The 20,455-nt window shown below is 63.8% G+C and carries 19 protein-coding genes; 15 read left to right on the top strand and 4 right to left on the bottom strand.

The features are described 5' to 3' along the window. Positions 1 to 42: 42 nt before the first annotated feature. The 4 genes from AC1VS5_RS03085 to ruvB all read left to right on the top strand — a co-directional run bounded on the left by AC1VS5_RS03085 (position 43) and on the right by ruvB (position 4,363). Positions 43 to 2,049, top strand: a complete 2,007-nt coding sequence (locus AC1VS5_RS03085; RefSeq protein WP_481217661.1) for a hypothetical protein — start codon at positions 43 to 45, stop codon at positions 2,047 to 2,049. Positions 2,050 to 2,148: 99 nt separating this feature from the next. Further along, positions 2,149 to 2,673 (top strand): crossover junction endodeoxyribonuclease RuvC, encoded by a 525-nt coding sequence (ruvC, locus tag AC1VS5_RS03080; RefSeq protein ID WP_144687936.1) that lies wholly within the window; start codon positions 2,149 to 2,151, stop codon positions 2,671 to 2,673. Further along, positions 2,670 to 3,284, top strand: coding sequence for a Holliday junction branch migration protein RuvA (ruvA, locus tag AC1VS5_RS03075; RefSeq protein WP_019127955.1), 615 nt, complete (start codon positions 2,670 to 2,672; stop codon positions 3,282 to 3,284). Before ruvC ends, ruvA begins: the two co-directional genes overlap by 4 nt. Continuing rightward, positions 3,284 to 4,363 carry a Holliday junction branch migration DNA helicase RuvB gene (gene ruvB / locus AC1VS5_RS03070; protein ID WP_329740005.1) on the top strand — a complete coding sequence of 360 codons (1,080 nt, stop codon included), beginning with the start codon at positions 3,284 to 3,286 and terminating at the stop codon, positions 4,361 to 4,363. The genes ruvA and ruvB overlap by 1 nt, the downstream gene beginning before the upstream one ends. Before the next feature lie 314 nt (positions 4,364 to 4,677). On the opposite strand, the gene AC1VS5_RS03065 is transcribed toward ruvB, so the two are convergent. Then, a complete protein-coding gene (locus tag AC1VS5_RS03065; RefSeq protein WP_276869471.1) occupies positions 4,678 to 4,905 on the bottom strand; it encodes a cold-shock protein in 228 nt (75 codons plus the stop codon). A 241-nt stretch (positions 4,906 to 5,146) separates the two neighbouring features. Here AC1VS5_RS03065 and AC1VS5_RS03060 point away from each other — a divergent pair, with 241 nt between their 5' ends. The 3 genes from AC1VS5_RS03060 to AC1VS5_RS03050 all read left to right on the top strand — a co-directional run bounded on the left by AC1VS5_RS03060 (position 5,147) and on the right by AC1VS5_RS03050 (position 9,182). Then, positions 5,147 to 6,790 carry a C69 family dipeptidase gene (locus AC1VS5_RS03060; RefSeq protein ID WP_481217660.1) on the top strand — a complete coding sequence of 548 codons (1,644 nt, stop codon included), beginning with the start codon at positions 5,147 to 5,149 and terminating at the stop codon, positions 6,788 to 6,790. 145 nt (positions 6,791 to 6,935) lie between these two features. Then, positions 6,936 to 7,388 carry a hypothetical protein gene (locus tag AC1VS5_RS03055; RefSeq protein WP_087186170.1) on the top strand — a complete coding sequence of 151 codons (453 nt, stop codon included), beginning with the start codon at positions 6,936 to 6,938 and terminating at the stop codon, positions 7,386 to 7,388. 18 nt (positions 7,389 to 7,406) lie between these two features. Next, entirely contained in the window at positions 7,407 to 9,182 is a 1,776-nt protein-coding gene (locus AC1VS5_RS03050; protein WP_481217659.1) for an ABC1 kinase family protein, read from the top strand. Between the two features lie 57 nt (positions 9,183 to 9,239). Here the strand turns inward: AC1VS5_RS03050 and AC1VS5_RS03045 are convergent, their stop codons facing one another. Next, on the bottom strand, positions 9,240 to 9,836 hold the full coding sequence (locus tag AC1VS5_RS03045) for a histidine phosphatase family protein (RefSeq protein ID WP_481217658.1): 597 nt from the start codon (positions 9,834 to 9,836) through the stop codon (positions 9,240 to 9,242). 2 nt (positions 9,837 to 9,838) lie between these two features. After that, a complete protein-coding gene (locus tag AC1VS5_RS03040) occupies positions 9,839 to 10,393 on the bottom strand; it encodes a GNAT family N-acetyltransferase (protein ID WP_022349883.1) in 555 nt (184 codons plus the stop codon). 187 nt (positions 10,394 to 10,580) lie between these two features. Here AC1VS5_RS03040 and AC1VS5_RS03035 point away from each other — a divergent pair, with 187 nt between their 5' ends. After that, the gene (locus AC1VS5_RS03035; RefSeq protein WP_019127963.1) at positions 10,581 to 10,865 is read left to right on the top strand and encodes a 4Fe-4S dicluster domain-containing protein; all 285 of its coding nucleotides are present in this window, start codon (positions 10,581 to 10,583) and stop codon (positions 10,863 to 10,865) included. A gap of 230 nt (positions 10,866 to 11,095) precedes the next feature. On the opposite strand, the gene AC1VS5_RS03030 is transcribed toward AC1VS5_RS03035, so the two are convergent. Further along, positions 11,096 to 13,159: a class I tRNA ligase family protein gene (locus tag AC1VS5_RS03030; protein WP_481217657.1), complete on the bottom strand. Its 2,064-nt coding sequence runs from the start codon at positions 13,157 to 13,159 to the stop codon at positions 11,096 to 11,098. Between the two features lie 82 nt (positions 13,160 to 13,241). On the opposite strand from AC1VS5_RS03030, the gene AC1VS5_RS03025 reads away from it, so the two are divergent. The 7 genes from AC1VS5_RS03025 to AC1VS5_RS02995 all read left to right on the top strand — a co-directional run. Continuing rightward, entirely contained in the window at positions 13,242 to 13,889 is a 648-nt protein-coding gene (locus AC1VS5_RS03025; protein ID WP_022349880.1) for a DUF3267 domain-containing protein, read from the top strand. Then, positions 13,886 to 14,467: an epoxyqueuosine reductase QueH gene (locus AC1VS5_RS03020; RefSeq protein ID WP_481217656.1), complete on the top strand. Its 582-nt coding sequence runs from the start codon at positions 13,886 to 13,888 to the stop codon at positions 14,465 to 14,467. The genes AC1VS5_RS03025 and AC1VS5_RS03020 overlap by 4 nt, the downstream gene beginning before the upstream one ends. Before the next feature lie 301 nt (positions 14,468 to 14,768). Then, positions 14,769 to 16,256, top strand: coding sequence for an MFS transporter (locus tag AC1VS5_RS03015; RefSeq protein ID WP_481217655.1), 1,488 nt, complete (start codon positions 14,769 to 14,771; stop codon positions 16,254 to 16,256). A gap of 15 nt (positions 16,257 to 16,271) precedes the next feature. Next, a complete protein-coding gene (locus tag AC1VS5_RS03010; protein WP_204666142.1) occupies positions 16,272 to 16,865 on the top strand; it encodes a TetR/AcrR family transcriptional regulator in 594 nt (197 codons plus the stop codon). A gap of 630 nt (positions 16,866 to 17,495) precedes the next feature. Then, positions 17,496 to 19,067, top strand: coding sequence for an ATP-binding protein (locus AC1VS5_RS03005; protein WP_481217654.1), 1,572 nt, complete (start codon positions 17,496 to 17,498; stop codon positions 19,065 to 19,067). After that, complete coding sequence (locus AC1VS5_RS03000) at positions 19,060 to 19,797, top strand: response regulator (protein WP_308622899.1); 738 nt, start codon at positions 19,060 to 19,062, stop codon at positions 19,795 to 19,797. Before AC1VS5_RS03005 ends, AC1VS5_RS03000 begins: the two co-directional genes overlap by 8 nt. Before the next feature lie 154 nt (positions 19,798 to 19,951). Further along, on the top strand, positions 19,952 to 20,455 hold a 504-nt coding region (locus AC1VS5_RS02995), incomplete at its 3' end, for a cation-transporting P-type ATPase (RefSeq protein ID WP_481217653.1).

The raw sequence follows: 20,455 nt of genomic DNA, 5'->3' as shown, positions 1-20,455 counted from the left end.
CGTACGGGGCGCAGTGGGGTAAAGGGAGAGGAGGAGCGTCCTATGAAGATCGCAATCGCGCAGATCGATATGCGTCTGGGCGACATCGACGCTATCTGCGCGCGCATCGAGGACCAGGCGGCCCTCGCGCACGAGCAGGGGGCTCGGCTTCTCTGCACGCCGGTTCCCCTGTTCTCGGGTGCCGCGCCTGGCCCGATCGTCGAATCCGCGAACTTCCTGCACGATCTGATCGCCGGCCTGAGCGGCATGGCGATGCGGCTCGCCCAACTCGACATAGCCGCGCTCGTCCCCGCCTTCGTCGCGCACCAGGGTGCGTACATGCTCGAGGTGTTTTTGCTCAAAGACGGGAATGTGTCGCCGCTGCGCACGCTCTTGGCGATTCGTCGCGAGCAAGCGGGCGATGACGACCTGTGGACGCCGCCCGTCTTCGATGTCGACGGCGTTCGCTGCGCGATCACGTTCGACGTCGAGCGCGCGGGCGAGCTCCTGCCTCCCGGGTGCGACCTCATGATTTACTTCCAGGCTGGATCGCTCGACGTTTCGCGAGCCGAGACATCGGCCGTAGCCGCCGTGCAGGACGGCCATTTCCGTCCCGTCGCCGTCAAACGCAGCCTCTGGCTCGCTTGCGTGGCGCCGGTCGGCGGCTTCGACGGCGCCATCTATGCGGGCGGTTCCTTCGTGATGGATGACTGCGGGCGAGTCGTGGCGGCCTCGCCGTGCTTTGAGGAAGACCTGCTCGTGCAGGATGTTCAGCGCGGTACGACCGTGCCGTGCATCGAAGACCACGAGTTACCGCATTTCGATCGGTCGGAATGGCTGTGGGACGGGCTTCGCGTGGGTCTCGTGGACGCTGCGACGGCGTGCGGGTGCTCGCGGGCCGCGCTCGTGCTCGATGGCAGCCTGCCCAGTTCACTCGCTGCGACGCTCTGCGTCGATGCCTTCGGGCCGCGAAACGTCGTCGGCCTGTTTGTGGCGCGGTCCGGCATGCGGACGCCTGCGCAGGATGCGGCCGAGCGGGAACGGGCCGAGCGCGTGCGCGACCTTGTCGCATCGCTGCACATCCGCCTTGTCGAGCGTACGGAGCCCGATTGCGCAGCGCTGCTTGACCGGGACGAGTCGCGCATCGCCGTTCCCGGCGACGATGCTGCCGTTCGCCGGGCATCGGCGCATCTGGCCCAGCTCTTCCTCGACGACATCGCGCATGCCGAGCATGCCTTGCCGGTAAGCTCGCTCACCAAGACCGACTACGCCCTCGCGCCCGAGGGTGCGAGCGGGTCGCTGCCGGGGCAGATCGCTCCGTTCGGCGACGTATACCTTACAGCGCTGGAATTCGTGGCCCGCATGCGCAACCGCGCGGGCGCCGCGGTGCCGGCTGCCCTCGTCTCGTTGCGTGCGGTGAAGTTATATCTCGATGGCATCATCAGGAGAGCCGCCGCGCTCGAGGCGTCGCGTCCCTACTATGCGGTTCGCGTCGCCGAGGCGTTGGGCACGCTCGAGCCGAGCCAAATCGACGCGGCGCTCGAGGCCCATATCGATCGCGACCTTCCACTCGACGATCTTCCGCTTACGGCAACGAGGCCGGATGCGGCGGCGCTTCTGCTCATGCTCGTTCGCCGGGGCGAAGCAGCTCGCCGCGCGCTGCCTCTGGTGCCTGCGGTTTCGGCTCGTTCCTTCGGCGAGCGGGCCTGGCCGGTCGATCTTGCGTGGTCCGATCTGGGCCGGCATGGAGCCGATCCGCTCGATCTTGCGGGGCTTGCGCGCGCCGCAATCGAGCGCGCGGAATCGCGCGGGGAGGCGCTGAGCGCACGGGTGCGCGGCGAGATCATGGGGCTGGTGGGGAGCCTTCTTGGCATCACGCCCGAGCAGCTCGAGGCGATGTCTACGGAAGAGGGCCGGCAGCAGCTGGGCGGGCAGCTCCCCCAGCTCGAGGACCAGGTCCAGCGCGCGCTGCACGACCTCTTCGAAGGGGGCTCCGCCGATGGCGAGGAGGGCGGCAACCCGTTTGCCGGCCCTGCTGCCCGTGGCTTCTCGTTCTTCTCGCAAAACTAGTGCCCGCCTCCGCCTCGCTATGATATGATACTAGAACAGGTGTTCGAAATCTCGAGCATGCCGTGCGAAGGTATTCAGAGCTGATTGAGGGGAGGGCCGATGGTCGTATTGGGAATCGACCCCGGGCTGGCGAATACCGGCTGGGGCGTCGTGGAGGAGCGCCGTGGTATGTGCCGCTGCCGTGCCTACGGGTGCATCCATACGACGACCGAGGCCGACCTCGCGGCGCGCCTTCGGCACATCGTCGACGAACTCGTTTCGGTTGTCGATCGGTATCAGCCGCATGCAGCGGCGGTCGAGGGCATCTATTTCGGGGCGAATGTCCGCTCGGCCATCCCCACGGCACATGCCCGCGGCGCTGCGCTCGTTGCGTGTTCCCTTGCGGGCGTCGAGGTGGGGGAATATACCCCCATGCAGATTAAGCAAGCGGTTGTGGGGACGGGCGCTGCAGATAAGCGCCAGGTAACCTATATGGTCCGCAGCCTCCTGAACCTCGATCACGACCCCAAGCCCGACCACGCGGCCGACGCCCTCGCGTGCGCGATCTGCCATGCGAACCTCTGGCGCACCGCGGCCGCTACGGACGGCGCCTATGTCAAGGAGAAGGGAAACCCCTACGCATGATCGCTCAACTCCACGGAATCCTGCTCGAGGCCACCCTCTCGGTGGCGGTGCTCGACGTTTCGGGTATCGGGTTCGAGGTCGGCATCTCGGGCATGACGGCGGCCTCTCTGCCCCCGCTCGGTGAAGAGGTGCGGCTCTATACGCGGATGCGCATCGGCAACGATGCCGTCGCGCTCTTTGGCTTCGCCACCGTCGAGGAGCGCACGATGTTCGATCGCTTGGTAGCGGTTTCGAGCGTAGGCCCGCGTCTTGCGCTCGCGGTACTGTCCAAGTATTCCGTCTCGCAGATCTACTCCATCGTCATGGCCGAAGACACCACGGGCATGTCTGCGGTGCCTGGCGTGGGAAAGAAAACGGCGCAGCGCCTTATCCTCGAGCTCAAGGGCACGCTTGCCAAAGACCATGGCCTCGCTGCGGCCGATGTACCCGCCGCGGGCCAGCTCCCGCTCAGCCGCGCCGCCTCGTCGCCGCTTGACGACGCGCGCGCCGCGCTCCTTTCCATGGGCTTCAGCCCGCAGGAGACCGACCTTGCCCTCGACGGGTATGATGAGGGCATGCGGGTGGAAGACCTGCTCGCGGCCGCACTGAAGAGACTCGGGATGGATGCATGATGTGGGAAGCGGATGAACAGGACCTGTGGCAGGACGTGCCGCAGCGGCAGGGTGCGGCGGGCGGTCCGGCTGCGGCCCGCGGCGATCGCTTCGTGACGGGCAACCTCACCTCAGACGACCTCGATGTGGAGCGCAGCCTGCGCCCCCAGCTTCTTGACGACTATTGCGGCCAGGAGCATATCAAGCAGAGCCTGCGCATCCTCATCGAAGCGGCGCAGAGTCGTGGCGAAACGCTCGACCACGTGATTTTCTCCGGCCCTCCGGGCCTCGGCAAGACGACGCTCGCCTCGGTGCTCGCCAACGAGCTCGGTGCGCAGATTAAGACGACATCCGGCCCGGCCATCGAGCGCACGGGCGACCTCGCGGCCATCTTAACCAATCTTCAACCGGGCGACGTGCTCTTCATCGACGAGATCCACCGGTTGAACCGTTCCGTCGAGGAGATTCTCTACCCTGCGATGGAAGACTTCGCGCTCGATATCGTGATCGGCAAGGGGCCTGCCGCGCGTTCCATCCGGCTCGAGATCCCGCACTTCACCCTTGTGGGGGCGACCACTCGCTCGGGCATGCTCACGGGGCCTCTGCGCGACCGCTTCGGCATCTCGTTCCGCCTGGACTATTACGCAATCGAGGACCTCGCCCAGATCGTTGAGCGCTCCGCCTCGATTCTGGGGGTGCAGATCGATCACGATTCCGCGGTCGAGATCGGCTCTCGTTCACGTGGTACCCCGCGCCTGGCAAACCGCCTGCTCAAGCGTGTACGCGACTACGCGCAGGTGCGCGGCAGCGGCGCCATCGACCTCAAGACCGCTCGCGAGGCCCTCGAGTTCTTCGAGATCGACGAACTCGGCCTCGATTGGATGGACATCCGCATCCTGGAAACGCTCGCCCAGACGTTCCGCGGCCGTGCGGTTGGTCTCAGCACGCTGGCGAGCGCCGTAGGGGAGGATCCCTCCACGCTCGAGGACGTCTACGAGCCCTACCTCCTGCAGCGCGGTCTCATCGTGCGTACCCCGCAGGGCCGCATGGCCACAACCGCCGCCTTCGACCACCTTGGTATGAAGCCGCCCACAGCGTAGCTAATTTCGCTAGAGGAGCCGCCTCCGCCCGTTGCGGGAAGTGGCCCCGCTGCTTCCTTTTGTGGGGTGATGCCCGCAGGGGTAGGTCGCGTGCTGGCATCTCATCGTTGTGTCCACCGCACGGTGCGATGCCGCAAAGCGGCGAGCCCTCCAAGCCCTCGCCATGTCCCATCCAGCCCAATCGCGCAGCCCGCACGCAGGGGCGCTCCCCCGTTTCTCCTGCGCAGTTTCGCAGAAAGGCCCAGCAAAGCTGGGCCTTTCGAGAATGTTTGAGCAAGGAGAAACGGGGGAGCGCCCCGTCCGGGAGCAGGACCCTACGCGATCTTCCTCACATTGAGCGCCTGCGTCTCGCCCGGCTTCTTTCCCGGACCGACCTCGAATTCAACACGGTCGCCCTCGTCAAGGGTCTTGAAGCCGTCCATCTGAATCGCGCTGAAGTGCACGAAGATGTCGGACTTGGCGCCGTCGGCGGGCGCGTCGTCGGGGGCGATGAAGCCGTAGCCCTTCTCGCGGAAGAAGGACTTCTTGATCGTTCCGGTCATGCTGTACCTTTCTTTCTACGCTCTCATGCGAGCGGGTCGTGCGCCGGCGGTCGCCGACACGAAGAGTAAGCATACCCCTAACGCCCCCTCGTCAATCCGAGATTCGCGGTCGCAAGGGCACGCAGCGCGCCTCCTTGCAGAACCCTTACGTTGGGTGGGTGAATGTCCGCGCGTGGGGGTACACTTGATGGTGCGTAGCCCGCTCGGGCACGTGATCTGTACGCTCAAGCAAGGAGGCTTCATGCCCTGCACTACCATTCTCATCGGCAAGAAGGCGAGCTACGACGGTTCGACCATCGTTGCTCGCAACGAGGACTCACCGAACGGGCAGTTTGAGCCCAAGCGCCTCACGGTTGTCCATCCAAGCGAGCAGCCGCGCACCTACACTTCGACCGCTTCGCACCTCACTATCGAGCTGCCGGATAACCCCATGCGCTACACCGCCGTGCCCGATGCCATCGAGGGCCACGGGCCTTGGGCGGCGGCAGGCTTCAACGAGCTTAACGTGGGCATGAGCGCCACGGAAACCATCACTTCGAACCCGCGCGTGCTCGGCGCGGACCCGCTCGTCGTCTACAAGCCCGCAAGGGGCACCGAAGGCGAGGAGGGCTACGTGCCCGCGGTTCCCGGTGGCATCGGCGAGGAGGATATGGTCACGCTCGTGCTGCCCTATATCAAGAGCGCTCGCGACGGCGTTCGGAGGCTGGGTGAGCTTCTGGAGCGTTACGGCACGTACGAGATGAACGGCATCGCATTCAGCGATGTGGACGAGATCTGGTGGCTCGAGACCATCGGCGGCCATCATTGGATCGCGAAGCGCGTGCCGGACGATTCGTATGTGACCATGCCCAATCAGCTTGGCATCGACTACTTCGACCTCGCGGATGCCGAGGGCGATGAGGTCGAGCACATGGCGAGCTCCGACCTGCGGAGCTGGATGGCAGAGCATCATCTTGACCTCACGTTGCTGCGCCCCGAGGTTTTCGACGATATCTACGACGACTTTGCGGACGACCTCGCAGACGACGTGGAGCAAGATGAAGAGGACGACTTCGCAGACGGGCTTCTCGACCTCATCGAGGACGTGCGTGCCGGCATGCTCAATGGCGACATCTTCAATCCGCGGCAGGCGTTCGGAAGCCACAGCGAGAGCGACCACGTATATAACACGCCGCGCGCGTGGTACATGCAGCGCTGCCTGAATCCGAGCGACGGCTGGGACGGGCCCGCTGCCGCCTTTGGCCCCGAGTCCGATGACATCCCGTGGTCGCGCGTCCCGGAGCGCAAGCTCACGATCGAGGATGTGAAGGACGTGCTCTCCGCGCACTATCAGGGCACGCCGTTCGACCCCTATGGCACCATGGGTAACGCCGCCTCGCGCAACCGCTACCGCCCCATCGGCATCAACCGCAACGGCCAGCTCGCGGTGCTGCAGCTCCGCCCCTATGCGCCTGAAGCGTACCGAGCCGTTCAGTGGATGGCGTTTGGCTCGAATCCGTTCAACGCCCTCGTCCCGTTCTATGCAAACGTTGATGAGCTGCCCGAGTACCTCGGCAATACCGGTGCCCGCGTGACGAGCGAAAGCTTCTACTGGGCGAACCGCATCATCGCCGCCCTCGCCGACGCGCGCTTCCATGAAAACGCGGCTGCGGTCGAGGCATACCAGGAGAAGATGGCTGCTCTGGGTCACAAGATGCTCCATGAGACCGATGCCGCCGTGGCGGGCCTTGATGTGGCTGCGGTGCCGGAGAAGCTCGCAGCGGCGAACAGCGATCTCGCTTCCGAACTCAAGTGCGCAACGGAGGAACTGCTCGGCAAGGTGCTCTATACCACGAGCTGCGCGATGAAGAACGGCTTCGCGATGTCTGACAACGTGCGCGAATAGGCCGGTCAACCGGATTAACAACGGGGCCAAGGGAAGTTGCCGGCCCTGCCCCGTTGTTACCGCAGCGCTCCTTTGGGGTACAAGGGGAGCAACGAAAACCGCGGCGCTCGGGCTAGCTGCGCGTCCGCTCGTTTGAGGAGGCAACATGGCTATGTCTTTCGACGAACTTGTCAACAACATGGTGAACGTGAGCCTGGGCGCCGCTGCCATGGCGGCCGACAAGGGCAAAGAGCTCATCGACGATCTGAGCGCCCGCGGCGCACAGGCCCGAAGCGATGCGTCTCAAGGCGATTTCGCACGCTCCATGGCCGACGTGTTCAAGCAGGCCGGCGGGGCCGTGAGCGATGTGACCGATCGGCTGAGCGAGCAGGGCGCGACGGTTGCCGAACGCATCTTGGATGAGCTCATCGTCGCTCGCGTGCGCCCGCTCACGACAGCCGAGCGCGCCGCCTTCGTAGCTCATGTCACGGAGCTCGTGGAGGCGGTTCCCGCCGCTGCCGTGAGCGTGCCCGTGGAGTCGGTTGCAGCCGAGGAAGCTGCCGGCGAGCAAGCGCCGGGCGATGCCGAGGGTGTTGCCGACGAGAAAACCGAGGAATAACGAAAGCGATTATCCGCCATGGACTTCGGCACGAAGAACAACCCATCGCCGCCTCCCGAGCCCTTGATTCCGGAAGAGCGAGTGCCCGGCGAGGAGCCTGAATTCGGCCCGTCGCGCACGAGCTTTCGGCGCGAGCGGGCCGTGGACGAGGTGCCCGACGAGCCCGAGGCCATGGCGGATGTCGATAAGTATCAGCTCACCCTCACGGGGCGTCGTCGTCGTATCGCGCAGATCTTCCATATTGCACGCAAGTATGAGGTGTGGAGGAACATCACGCCGGTGCGCCTCCGCCGCATGCTCGAGGAGCTCGGCCCCATGTTTGTCAAGATGGGTCAGATCCTCTCAAATCGCTCTGAAATCTTGCCCCAGCGCTATTGCGACGAGCTGCGCCGCCTGCGCACTGAGGCCGACCCGGTTCCCTATCCCGTGGTGCTCGAATGCCTCGAGGCAGAATACGGCAAGAAGCTCGGCGACCTCTTCGATGCCATCGACCCTAATCCGCTCGGTAGCGCCTCGCTTGCGCAGGTCCATCGCGCCCGCCTCGTTACCGGAGAGGATGTTGCTGTAAAGGTGCAGCGCCCTGGCGCCCAGCAGGTCATGGCGCAAGACATCGATATCATGCGCTCGCTCGCGCGCCTTGCGACGCGCCTCATCAAGACCGAGCAGATCATCGACTTGGGCGAGGTGGTGGAAGAGCTCTGGCGCTCGTTCCGCGAAGAGACGAACTTCCTTGCCGAGGCACGCAATCTCGACGAGTTCTATGCCTTCCACAAGCATACGCCCGGCATCTCGTGCCCGCGTTCGTATATGGACCTCTGCACTGAGCATGTCGTGGTGATGGATTACATCGAGGGCATCTCGATCTCGGAACCCGAGCTGCTCGTGCGCGCGGGCTACAAGCTCAAGGACCTGGGCAACGAGATCGTGGACGACTACGCCACGCAGGTGCTCGACGACGGCTTCTTCCACGCGGACCCCCATGCGGGCAACATCATCCTTTCGGGCGGGGTCATCTACTTCATCGACCTCGGCATCGTGGGGCGCATGTCCGCGCATGACCGCGGTGTGGTGAAAGACATCATCTTCGCCGTGGCCGAAAACGATGTGCCCAAGCTCAAGGACAGCTTTATGTGCTTCGCCATCTCGCGCGGCGACACGGCGGCCATCGACCACACGGCGTTCCTCACGGACCTCGATTACATCGTGCAGGATTTTGGCGGAAGCAATCTCAAAGACCTCGATATCGGCCGTTTCCTGACAGCGCTCATCAACCTGGCGCGCAAGAACGATATCGAGCTGCCGCCGGTGGTGACGATGTTCGCGCGCGGTATGGTGACGCTCGAGGGCCTGCTTTCGGAATATATGCCCGACGTCAACATGATCGAGATCATCCAGGTGCATATCGCCCACGAGAAGAGCAGCTACGAGCGTGCGCGCGAAGCTGCGGAAGAGCTTGCGGTGGGTACCGCCCGCGCCGTAAAGGGGTCGCTCCAGACGGCGGAGTACCTCGGTCTCGCATCGCGCATGCTCACGCGCGGCCAGCTCAAGGTGAATACCGAGCTCATGGGTTCCGACGAGGTGCTTAGGCGCCTGGGCGGCATCGTGGACCGTGCGTCGATGGCGATCGTGATCGCGGGCCTCTTCATCGGGTCGTCGGTCGTGTACTATGCGAAAATCGAGCCGGTTATCTTCGGCATCCCGATCATCGGCTTTCTTGGCTATGTTTCTGCGCTCGTGCTTGCGCTCATGCTCGGTCGCGAGATTTGGCGCAACTCCCACGGCAAGCGCCGATAGCCTGTACTCCCGGCGCTCCTTGCGGCATCGAGGCGCTCTGGCTCTCGGCGCCGTGGCTTACGAGGCGGGATTGGCGATCTCGATGTTGGAGAACGCGCCGGAATCACGGTCGTATTCAAACACGAGGACGCAGCAGTTGCCCAGATAGACATCTTGCTCGCAGCGCGCGTTATGCTCCCAGACCGTTTTGAACAGCTTGCTGATAGAGCCGTGCGATACGGCGAGCGCGTCTCCGGTGCATCCGTCCATGAGGCCGCGAAGGGTGCTCACGATGCGGTACCGGGCGCATGCCTGGGTCTCGCCGCCGCGCATGACCGCCGCGTCGCCTGGTTCCCATGGGCTCACCCCCAGGCGTTCAACGGGCTCCCCCTCGAATCTGCCGTAATCGCGCTCCATGAGCCCGGCGGAAGCGATGCGGGGGAGCGTGGAGAGCCCGGGGACCTCCGCCACGACGATGTCGAGCGTTTGCTGTGCGCGCCCCAGGGGCGATGCGGCTATGCAGGAGAAGTTTGCTTCATGGCTGCGAAGCCATGCGGCGGTGCGCCGAGCCTGCGCCACACCCTCATCGGTGAGTGGCGAGTCGCAGCGGCCCTGGAGGATATGCTGGGTGTTGTACACCGTCTGCCCATGGCGCATGAGATAGAGCTTCTGCATCGTTACACCAACTTTTCGTATGCGATGCGCGTGAGGTCGGTCTCGGCATCCCCTTTGGTCTTGAGCTCGAAGGTCATGAGCTCGGTGAAGCCGTGGCGGGTGAGGAACGAGCGCATAGCGACGTTGCCGGGATGTGTGTCGATCCTGAGGCTCTTGCGGCCGTTCTCCCGTGCGATGTCCTCCGCCGCCGCGAACATGAAGCCCATCACGCCGCGCTTGAGCGCGCCGGCGGCGGTGGCACAGCGATGGATGGCGGCGTAGGAGGGCGTGCAGCCGGGGGTGGTCTGCGGGGTGAGCCAGGTGAGCTCGGGCATGCGGTATTCGGGATCCTCGTCGAAGCGAAGGGCAAGCGTGCCGAGCAGCGAGCCGGAGGCGTCAACGGCGACCCAGCAGGCGTCGAGGGCGAGGTCTCCCTCAACGCTCGTGCGGTTGGGATAACCGTGCTGCCATTGCTCGATGCCGAATCGCGCGATGGAGCGCTTGCCGTCTTCGAGTATCTCCATGACGCGGTCCGCCTCGCCGGGCAGCGCGCGCCGCATGGTCAGGGTGTCGTTCATGGTGAAAGCCTCTCGATGGAATGCGCCCGCGGGCGCTCGATTGACCGGCTGCATTACGATAGGCGTTTTCTCCGCTCGCGCAAGGGCCACCCGCCGACTCAAGAAAGCGGCATAATTGGGAAAGAGATGACGGCTGGGGTGAGGCGCTGGAGCCTGCCTCATGCGAGTTCGGTAGGGGAGGAACGACATGCAGGACGTCCAGGACATGCTGCCGCTCTTCGATGTTGAATCGCAGACACCGGGTGTCTGCGATTCACATGACGCGCGAAAACCGGGTGTCGGCGCGTCATACGCCATCGACATCGATCGCTGCATGCACTGTGGCGATTGCGTTCGCGCCTGCCTCTTTGGCGCCATCGCCGCCGGTCCGATGGGCCGCACCCTTCGCATCCTGGAAGATCGCTGCACTGCTTGCGGCGCCTGCCATGAGGCGTGCCCCACCGGCGCCGTCTACGAACGCAGGGAACGTTAACCCCGCACCGCTACTCCATCATGCATGAGACACTTAGACCCGGCACAAGTGTCTCATTCAAGGATGGCTGCCATGCGAGGGGGAATCCCCGCCGCGAGTGCAAGGCCGTCCGCAGGGCGGGGCCATATGCTCCCGGCGCAGTCCCGCAGAAAAAGAGCCCCATCGGGGCTCTTTTTCGAGGACTGTTTGAACACGGGAGCATATGGCCCCGGCCCGCCGGGAGGACGCCCTTAGTACGAGAAGAAGTCGAAGCGCGGCGGCAGTTCTTTCACGCGGTGGGTGCCCGGCTTCTCGCCGAGGCTTTCCACAAGGGCATCCGTCGAGTCAAGCACGTGCTTCCAGGAGAAGAACGCCTCGGGAGCTATGTCGAAGTGCTCGCAGATGAGCTCGCATCCGGCAGGCACGATGCCATGCATGAGGACGGTTGCCACGCGCAGCTCCAAGAACGCGTCGACGAGCGCCTGATGCATGAGCGCATCGCCCGCAGCCTGGTCGTCCTTCTGCGCCGCCTTGGCCGCCTTGCTCGCGTCGCTCCAGCGCTTATTGGCGGTGCGCAGGAAGGCGTCGCACACGCCGAGCGCGCGATGGAGCTCGGTGCGCCACATGGCCTGCTCGAAGGCGAGGGCTGCCTGCTCGGCGGCCTCTGTCGCTTCGGCCGAAGCTTCGCCTGCGGGAATGCATCCCGTGCGCACCGTGCTCGGGTCGCCGTCCTTTTTTGCAACGCCGTAGAAGCACGAACGCGCCAAGCGGTTGAACACGCCGGTAAGGAGCGTTCCCTCCTTGAGCACCGGGTCGATCACGCGCTTGTCGTCGCGGGCAAGGAGCGGCGTTCCATCGGGGTTCTTGCCCGTCTCGCGCAGATCGTATGCCTTAGGGCTGAAACTCACCGGCTTCTCGCCGAGGCCCAGCGAGAGGAAGTGGGCGCGCAGCTGTTCGGCGCTGTAGTGGTCGAGGAGCTCGCTTGCGGGCGGCGGCGGGGTCTTGGAGCTCGAGCTTGCCTTCTTGCCCATGTAGAGCACGTGATAGTTGGCCACGAGCGTGCTCTGCTGCATATTCCAGCCGAGCGCTTCCCACATCGCCGTCTGCGCGATGCCGTAGAAGTAGATGTTGTCCTGACCGATGAACTGGTACACGTGCGCCTCGGGGTCGCACCACCAGTCGCGCCAGTCGTGCGCAGCGTAACGCGTGCCGCCGGCCTGCTCGTCTGCCGCAAGCGCCGTGCGCGTGAAGCTGACGGGCGCCCAGAGGCTCTCGGGCCAGACCCAGCAGGTGAGGCCGGGGCAGCCGCATTCATCGGTTACGGGGACACCCCAGGCGATGTTGCCCGTAAGGCGGAACGGCACGAGCGCCTTGCCGGAGCGGAAGCGCACGCCGCCTGCTCCGAGCACCTCGTGCGCGTCGTCGCGTTCGCGCCAGCTCGGGAAGGTCACGGTGAACGAGCTCTTGTTGCCCTCGGGTTCTGTCACGGTGTGCGGCGGCAGCTCGCCCTCGATGGCGTCGAATGCCTCGCGGAACTTGTTCTGGATGTAGAGCTGCGGCGGGTTAAGCCACTCTTCGAGGGTCTTTACCACCACGGAGCGCACCGTCTCGTCGCCCTCGAGCTTCTTGGTGAAGCCTTTCAGGAAGTCGAGGTAGGACGGAAGGTCGAAATAGATGTTGTCCACGGGGCGAAGCTCCGGGGTCTCGCCGGTGAGCGCGCTCTTGGGCGCGATGAGCTCCTCCGGTTCGAACTGATGTCCCAGGTCGCACTCGTCCGCATAGGCTTTCTCGGACTTGCAGCCCTGGATGGGGCACCTGCCCGTGACCTGGCGCCCGTTCAGGAACTGCTGTGCCACCGGGTCGAAGAACTGCTTGGTTGCGCGCTTCTCGAGCACGCCCTGCTCCTTGAGGCGCAAGATGATCTCGTCGGTCATCTGCTCGTGAACATGCGCGGCGGGTTCGAGGGCGCTGCCACCGAAGAAGTCGGGCTCCACGTCGTAGCCGGTGAGCGTCGCGGCTTGGCTCTCGTGGTTCGCCTCCACATAATCGGAGATGCGCTTTTCGTAGCCCTGTTCGTCATGCAGCTTGCGATAGCTCTCCATGATAGGGCTGCCGTAGCAGTCGGTACCGGAGACGAACAACACGTTCTCGCGGCCGATGCGGTCGCGCAGGAAGCGCGCGTAGAAGTCGGCGGGAATGAAGACGCCGCCCACATGGCCGAAGTGCAGGTTCTTGTTGCCATAGGGCATGCCGGCCGTTACGATGGCGCGTTGCGGCCAGGTGGGGCGCGAATCTTTGCTCAGCTTGGATGCCATGCAGCCTCCCTGCTTTGGTCGAAACATCCAGATAAGCAACCATTATGGCACAGCACGCCAGATTCCGTGTATGCTTGGACACATGAGATGCCGAAGCAACATACACACGTTCGAGGACGATGATTTCCTCAAGCGCATGACCCAGTGCTCTGCCGTGACGTTCATCATCGGGTTGGCGGCGACGCTCGTGTTCGCGGTCGTGCTCGCCGTGTGCGTCCCCGGGGGCTTCGATGGCCTGCTCGTGGGGATTTTTTCCGAGGATGGACGTGGAATCATAGACTACCTGCTCTGGATTGCGTGGGTCGCGGTGGCGCTCGTGGTCTCGCTTGCGGCGCACGAGCTCGTGCACGCCATCTTCTTCAAAGCATTCGCTCCAGCGGGTACCCGCGTGTCGTTCGGTGCCAACTGGAAGCGCGGCATGCTCTACGCGTGCGCCGAGGGCATCGTGTACACGCGTAGGCAGTACCTCATCATCGCGCTTGCGCCCACGTTCGTCGTGACGCTCCTGGTGGTTGCAGCGGGGCTTGCGTGCGGCTGCCCCGTAGCGGGCGCCTTCACGGCGGTGCTCCATCTTGCCGGGTGCGCGGGCGACTGGGGGTACGTCCATGAGCTTCGTGCCGATCCTCTCATCACGCATTGCGAGGACACCTCGTACGGCGTGTGCTTCTACGGTGATGACGAGGATTGCGATGCCGACTTTGGCGAGGAACAAGAGGAGGTGCGCTCATGACGCGCCTGCTGCTCCATGCCTGCTGCGCCCCTTGTTCGCTCGAACCCGTGCGCCTGCTCTGCGAGGAGGGCTTCGAACCAACGATTTGCTGGACGAACCCGAACATACAGCCCGTTGAGGAGCACGATCGCCGCCTTACCGAGCTTCGGCGTTGGTGCGCGGTGGAGGGCATCCCGCTCATCGAGGCGGAGGAGGACGCTGTTCGATGGGAGCGCTCGGTGGCACCCATTGGCGCCGAGGCACGCGAGCGCCGGTGCCGCGCCTGCTATGCGATGCGCCTTACTGAGGCCTGCCGCGTTGCGGAGCGCGAGGGCTTCACCCATATCGCGACGACGCTCGCCGTCTCGCCGTATCAGCTGTTCGAAACCTGCAACGACGTGCTTTGCCGGCTCGCCTCGGCGCGCGGCCTCATGCCGGTAATCCGCGATTTTCGCCCCTGGTATCCCGAGGCAACGCGTCGTTCTCGCGAGCTCGGGATGTATCGGCAGAACTACTGCGGGTGCCGTTTTTCCGCTGCCGAGGCCGCGCTTGACCGCGCTCGCCTGCGCGATGAGCGCCGTGCCGCGAAGAAGCATTGACGTTTTCCAGCTCGAGCCTCGAAACAGTACCTTTTGGGCGCTTGGTTGGGTGGGTCGCCCTTGCGCTTCGCGGTGGCCTGCGGTCTTGCAGCATAATCGCCGCGCTGTTCCGTGCGCACCGATAGCCGTGCGCACCGGTAAAAAGGTACTATCTTGAGCGCTGGGCCGTCTTCGCCTTGTCCGGCGCTCCGAGACGGCCTTCAGTATGAGGCAAAGGCGCCCCTTTCACTCCCTGTCACTAGGATTAAAATGACTATCAGAACGCAATAGTCATTTTTTTGGAGGCTGAGGAATGGAACGCATGGCAGAGAGCGCGCCAGACAGCAGGGCGGAGGCCGCCAAGGCGGGCGCCAAAGCGGGCGGTGGCCACGCAGGGGCGGTGCTGGTCGTCATTCTCGCGATGACATTCATGGAGATTCTCGACGGCACCATCGTAAACGTCGCACTTCCCTCCATGCAGCAGGAACTCGGGGTGGATATGGCGTCCATCCAGTGGGTCGCAAGCATCTACAGCATCGTGACCTGCGCGGCGCTCCTCGTGTTCGGACGCCTCGGCGACATGTTCGGCAAGGTTCGCATCTTCCAGGTCGGCGTGGCACTCTTCACCGCCGGATCGGCGCTCTGCGCGCTTTCGAGAACGTTCGAGATGCTTGTCGTTGCTCGCGCCGTCCAGTCGCTTGGCGGCGCGGCTTCGCTCGCCAACAACCAGGGCATCATCACCGAGACCTTCCCAGACAGTCGCGGCCGCGCGCTCGGGCTCGTGGCGACGTTCACCGCGCTCGGCGCCATGTGCGGCCCCACGCTCGGCGGTCTCATCGTGGCGACGCTTCCGTGGGAGTTCATCTTCATCATCAACTTGCCCATCGGCCTCATCTCGTTTGTCGTCGGGCTCAAAGTGCTCAGCAACCGCCGCCCTGAGCACCGTCCGTCATTCGATGCGCTCGGCACGGTGCTGCTCATCCCCTCCATCCTGTTAATCTTCTTCGCCATTACGCTCACGGAACGCGGGGTCACGCCCTTTACCATCGGCATGCTTGCGTGCGGGATCGGGCTGCTCGTCGCCTTCGTCGTGGTGGAGAACCATGCGAAGTCTCCGCTCGTAACACTCGGCGTCTTTCGCGACGTTCGCTTCGTCATCGACCTCATCAACATGGCGCTCGTTTTCCTCGCCATGGCGGCCTATACGTTCATCTTCCCGTATTACCTGCAGGAAGCGCGCGGCATCGGCGCGGGTGTAGCTGGCCTTATCATGGCGTGCTATCCGCTCGTCAACTCCATCGTAGGCCCCATCTCGGGCGCCGTGTCGGACAAAGTGGGGTGCGAGAAGCCCACGCTCGTGGGGCAGATCATCTACACCTGCGGGCTCGCTATCATGGGCTTCGTGGCGCTCGATACGCCGCTCTTCGTGCTCATTCCCTGCATCATGTTTACCTCGCTTGGTAGCGCCATCTTCCAAGCCCCCAACAACTCCATGGTGATGGGGCACGCGCCCGAGGGGTCGCTCGGCTTCGTGGGGTCGCTCGGCAACCTCATGAGGTACCTGGGACAGTCCGTGGGCATCACGGTGGGTTCGGCGCTGCTCTACGGCGGCATGTCGCAGTCGATCGGCTATCCGGTCACAAGCTATATCGAAGGGCGCCCGGATGTATTCATGGACGGCATGCATCTTGCGTTCCACGTGGTTGCGGTCATCGTGCTCGTTAGCGTGGCGCTCGCGCTCGTTCGCGAGTGGCTGAACTATCGGGAGCGCCGCGCCAAAGCGGTTGCGACCGACGCCTCGGCGCGCTAACGGAGTGATGGTCGAATGCCAGCTATTTTTACGCAGCAGAACCGAGACGAGCTGTATCGCCGCATGATCGATGCGGGCTGGGACCAACTGGTGCGAAACGGGATCCGCTCCCTGCGCGTGGAGCAGGTCGCAGCGGCCGTGGGCATAGCCAAGGGCACGTTCTACCACTTTTTTGACTCCAAGGACGATTTCATCTACGCCATGCTCATGGAGAATCGCCAGCACGCGGTGGACGTGCTCGAGCGCACGCGCGAGGAGGCGGGCGCTCCGCTCGATCGCGCGCGCATACGCTCGTGGCTCGAGCTTCTTTGGCGGTCGGATCGAAACATCTTCCGCATCGCAACGGCTGAGGAGTACCGTTATCTCGTGCGAAGTCTGCCCGATGAACGGACGCTCGATCCCGCGTCCGACGGCGCGCTTGTGCGCTGGATCGTGAATGAGGTTGCCGACGCGCGGCCTGGGGTGGATGTCGCCGCCGTGCAGAACCTGCAGTTCGCGCTCGCGCTCACGCTGCTCAACCGCAGCCTTCTGCGTGCCGAGGCGCTGGAGCGCACCGTCGATGCCCTGATCGACGACACATTGGATGAGCTATTCGGCAGGTCTGGTTAAGCGCTGTCTGTCCTTGGATTCGGGCAGGGTTTTCGGGTGGGCCGCTGCTCGTCAGCGTTTGGAGCGCAGGTCACGCGGCACATAAGGTCGGTGCGGAGGTCGCGCTTCGTTAGTTCTTGCGACGCTAGTTGCATGCCGGTCGGCAGCAGACACTCGCGAACACGTACACACAGTAGCCGAAGAGCGCGGCGCATCCGGCACCGAGGAACACTCCGGCGAGAGCGATCGGGGTTATCTCGTGCATGACATGGTCTCCTTCCCGTGGCGGGCTCAAGGTGTTCGACACCCGCAGGATTCATGGTCGGAAGCCCGAATTCTTTCCCGCATGTTTCATCTGAAACATGCGAAATGCGGGCGAATCCAAGATTCCTCGGCAGCGACATACAAGTGTTACGGGGGTTCCACGGGCATGCCCTGCTGTCGAATTCAGTACAGCATGTGAGCGGTAAAGGTGGCATTAAGCTCGAGCGCCTGGATATTAAAATGTCATAAAGATGCAGGTAGGCAACGCATTACCCATGAAGGGCGAACGCGTTGCACCCCGCGTTGCCGCGCTATACTGGGGAGCGACGCGAAGGGAGGCGGCGGATGGGCGAGGTGAACGTACGGGCACCGCGACGCGAAGGAAGAATGGCGGCACGTCTTGGCGCCATGTGCGCGCTCCTGGCGTCATCGACCGCGATCGGGCTCGGTTTTCATGAGCTGGGCTTTACCGATTCGAGCATCATCTCGCTTTACATCCTGTCGACCCTGCTCACCGCTACGGTCACATCGGGACGCATGTACACGCTGCTTTCGTCTGCGCTCTCGGTGGTGCTCTACAATTTCTACTTCGTCGTGCCGCGCTTTTCGTTCGAGTCGCTCGACACGAGCTACCTGGTCACGTTCGCCATCATGTTCGTCGCCGCCATCGTCGCTTCGGAGCTCACGAACCATATCGCGCGAAACGCTCGCGAGGCGCGGCGGACGGCATATCGCACGAGTGTGCTCCTTGAGACGAACCAACTGCTTCAGCAGGCGGATGACCCCGGAAGCATCGCGCGAATAGCGTTGAGCCAGCTCTCGAAGCTTCTCGACGGCCCGGTGGCGTTCTATCCTGCCGAAGGGGACGGTCTTGGCTCGCCGCTGGTGCGCAACGGGGACGATGAGGCGATGCCGGCAGCAATTGCAGAGAATGCCCGTGTGGACGCATTGCGCGCGCTCCGGTCTACCAAGCTTGCGAAGGACGCCGCTTCGACGGGAGCCGCGCCCGCTTCCGCGTCGCCCGCGACCGCCGAAGCTTCGGAAATCGTTGCCATTCCCGTGGGAGATGGCTTATTCCTGCCCGTGCGCACGCACGACGAGGTGTTCGGCGTGGTGGGCATTCGCGCTGCAGAGCGCGACATCGACTCGTTCGAGCTTTCCATTGCTCGTTCGATCATCGGTGAGTGCGCGCTCGAGCTCGCTCGAGAGCGAGAGGCGCGCGAGCGTGAAGAGGCTGCCGTGCTCGCGCGCAACGAGCAGCTTCGAGCGAACCTGTTGCGCTCGCTTGGCCATGACCTGCGCACGCCGCTCACGACGATCTCGGGCGCAGCGGCGATTCTGCGCGGTGATTCCGGCCGTCTTGCGCCCGAGCAACGGCGCGCGCTTCTGGATGACGTGTACCATGACTCGCTTTGGCTCATCGATATGGTCGAGAATCTGCTCACCATCACGCATTTCGATGAGGGCACCGTCAAGCTCACCTTGAACTCCGAGCTCATCGATGACATCTTCGAAGCCGCTGTATCGCATCTCGCGAACCAGGCGGGCGAGCACCGTATCGTCATCGAGCCCGCGGAAGAGATCCTTCTCGTGCGCATCGATGCAAGCCTCATCATCCAGGTGCTCACAAACCTCGTGGGCAACGCCATCAAGTACACCCCGGCAGGTTCGATTATCCAGCTGTACGCACGGCGTGAGGGGGCGTTTGTGCGCGTGACGGTTGCAGACGACGGGCCGGGCGTGGCGGACGACGACAAGCCACATGTGTTCGATCGCTTCTATTCCGGTGCGAAGGCAGAGCGGCCGGCAGATGCGCAGCGGAGCTTTGGCTTGGGGCTCGCGCTCTGCCGTTCCATCGTTGAGGCGCATGGCGGCGCTATCGAGGTGCACGACAACGTGCCCCATGGCGCCGTCTTTTCGTTCACGCTTCCCGCAGAGGAGGTTGCGATTCATGGATAAGGAATCGAAGTTGGCGGCATCGGCCGGTGCAGATGGCGCGGCGCTCTCCGTCCTCGTGGTAGAAGACGATGCGGCGGTGCGTCGTCTTATCGCGACGGCGCTTGCCATGCATGGCTACCATGTGGAGGTCGCCGCTACAGGTGAGGCGGCGATTCTCGAGGCTGCGTCGCATGGGCCTGACCTCGTTCTGCTCGATTTGGGTCTTCCGGATGTGGACGGCATCGCCGTCATCAAGAAGCTGCGCTCATGGTCGAACGTGCCGATCATCGTGATTTCGGCGCGTATCGAGGAGGCGGACAAGATCGAAGCGCTCGATACGGGAGCGGACGACTATCTCACGAAGCCGTTTTCCGTGGAAGAGCTTCTCGCTCGCGTGCGTGCCTGGCAGCGACGTGCTCGCATGTCGCTCGGTGACGACCCAGGCGAGAGCGTGTTCGAGAACGGTCCTTTGCGCGTGGACTATGCGGCGGGATGCGCGTATCTCAACGGTGAAGAGCTGCATCTCACGCCCATCGAGTACAAATTGCTCGTCCTCATGTGCAAAAACGTGGGAAAGGTGCTCACCCACACGTACCTCACGCACGAGATTTGGGGCACGTCGTGGGACTCCGACATCGCGAGCCTGCGCGTCTTCATGGCAACACTTCGGAAGAAGATCGAGCGCGACCCCTCGCAACCGAAGCTCATCCAAACGCATGTGGGCGTTGGCTATCGAATGCAACGCCTCTAACGTCGCGGCCGCTCCAGGCGCCTTGCACAGCCGGGCATTAAGATGCCACAAAGATATGGCCAAACCCCTTGAAGCTGCTTTTTCACGTGACTAAGATGCTTTCGCAATCGCGGATGTGCTGCTGGCACCCCGCGATCAGGGAAGGAGAGGTTTCATGGGAAGCAGTTTGGGATCAGGGACCCCGGCATCCGTCGCAGCAACGGATCTGGATGCGCTCGATGCCATCCGCAAGGCACCCGTCGACGGCGTGTTCGGCCAACTTGAGACGGCGCGCGCGGGACTCGCCTCGGACGAGGCTGCCGTACGCCAGGGGCGCTTCGGAAAAAACGTCATCCAAAGCGAGAAGAAGAAGTCGCCCGTCATCGCGTTCCTCGCGAACTTCACACACCTCATGGCGGTGCTTTTGTGGGTCGCGGGCACCATCGCGTTCATCGCGGGGCTCCCGGAGCTTGGCGTCGCAGTGTGGCTCGTGAACATCATCAACGGCGTGTTCAGCTTCTGGCAGGAGGCGCGTGCGAGCCAGGCGACCGAGGCGCTCAAGAAGATGCTGCCGGCCTATGCCACGGTGATTCGCGATGGCCAGGAGCAGAAGATTCTGGCCGAGGATCTCGTGCCGGGCGATGTTATGCTCCTCGCCGAGGGCGACAAGATCTCTGCA

The organism is Enorma sp., assembly GCF_982429025.1.
This window is presented reverse-complemented; position numbering and strand designations above follow the sequence as displayed.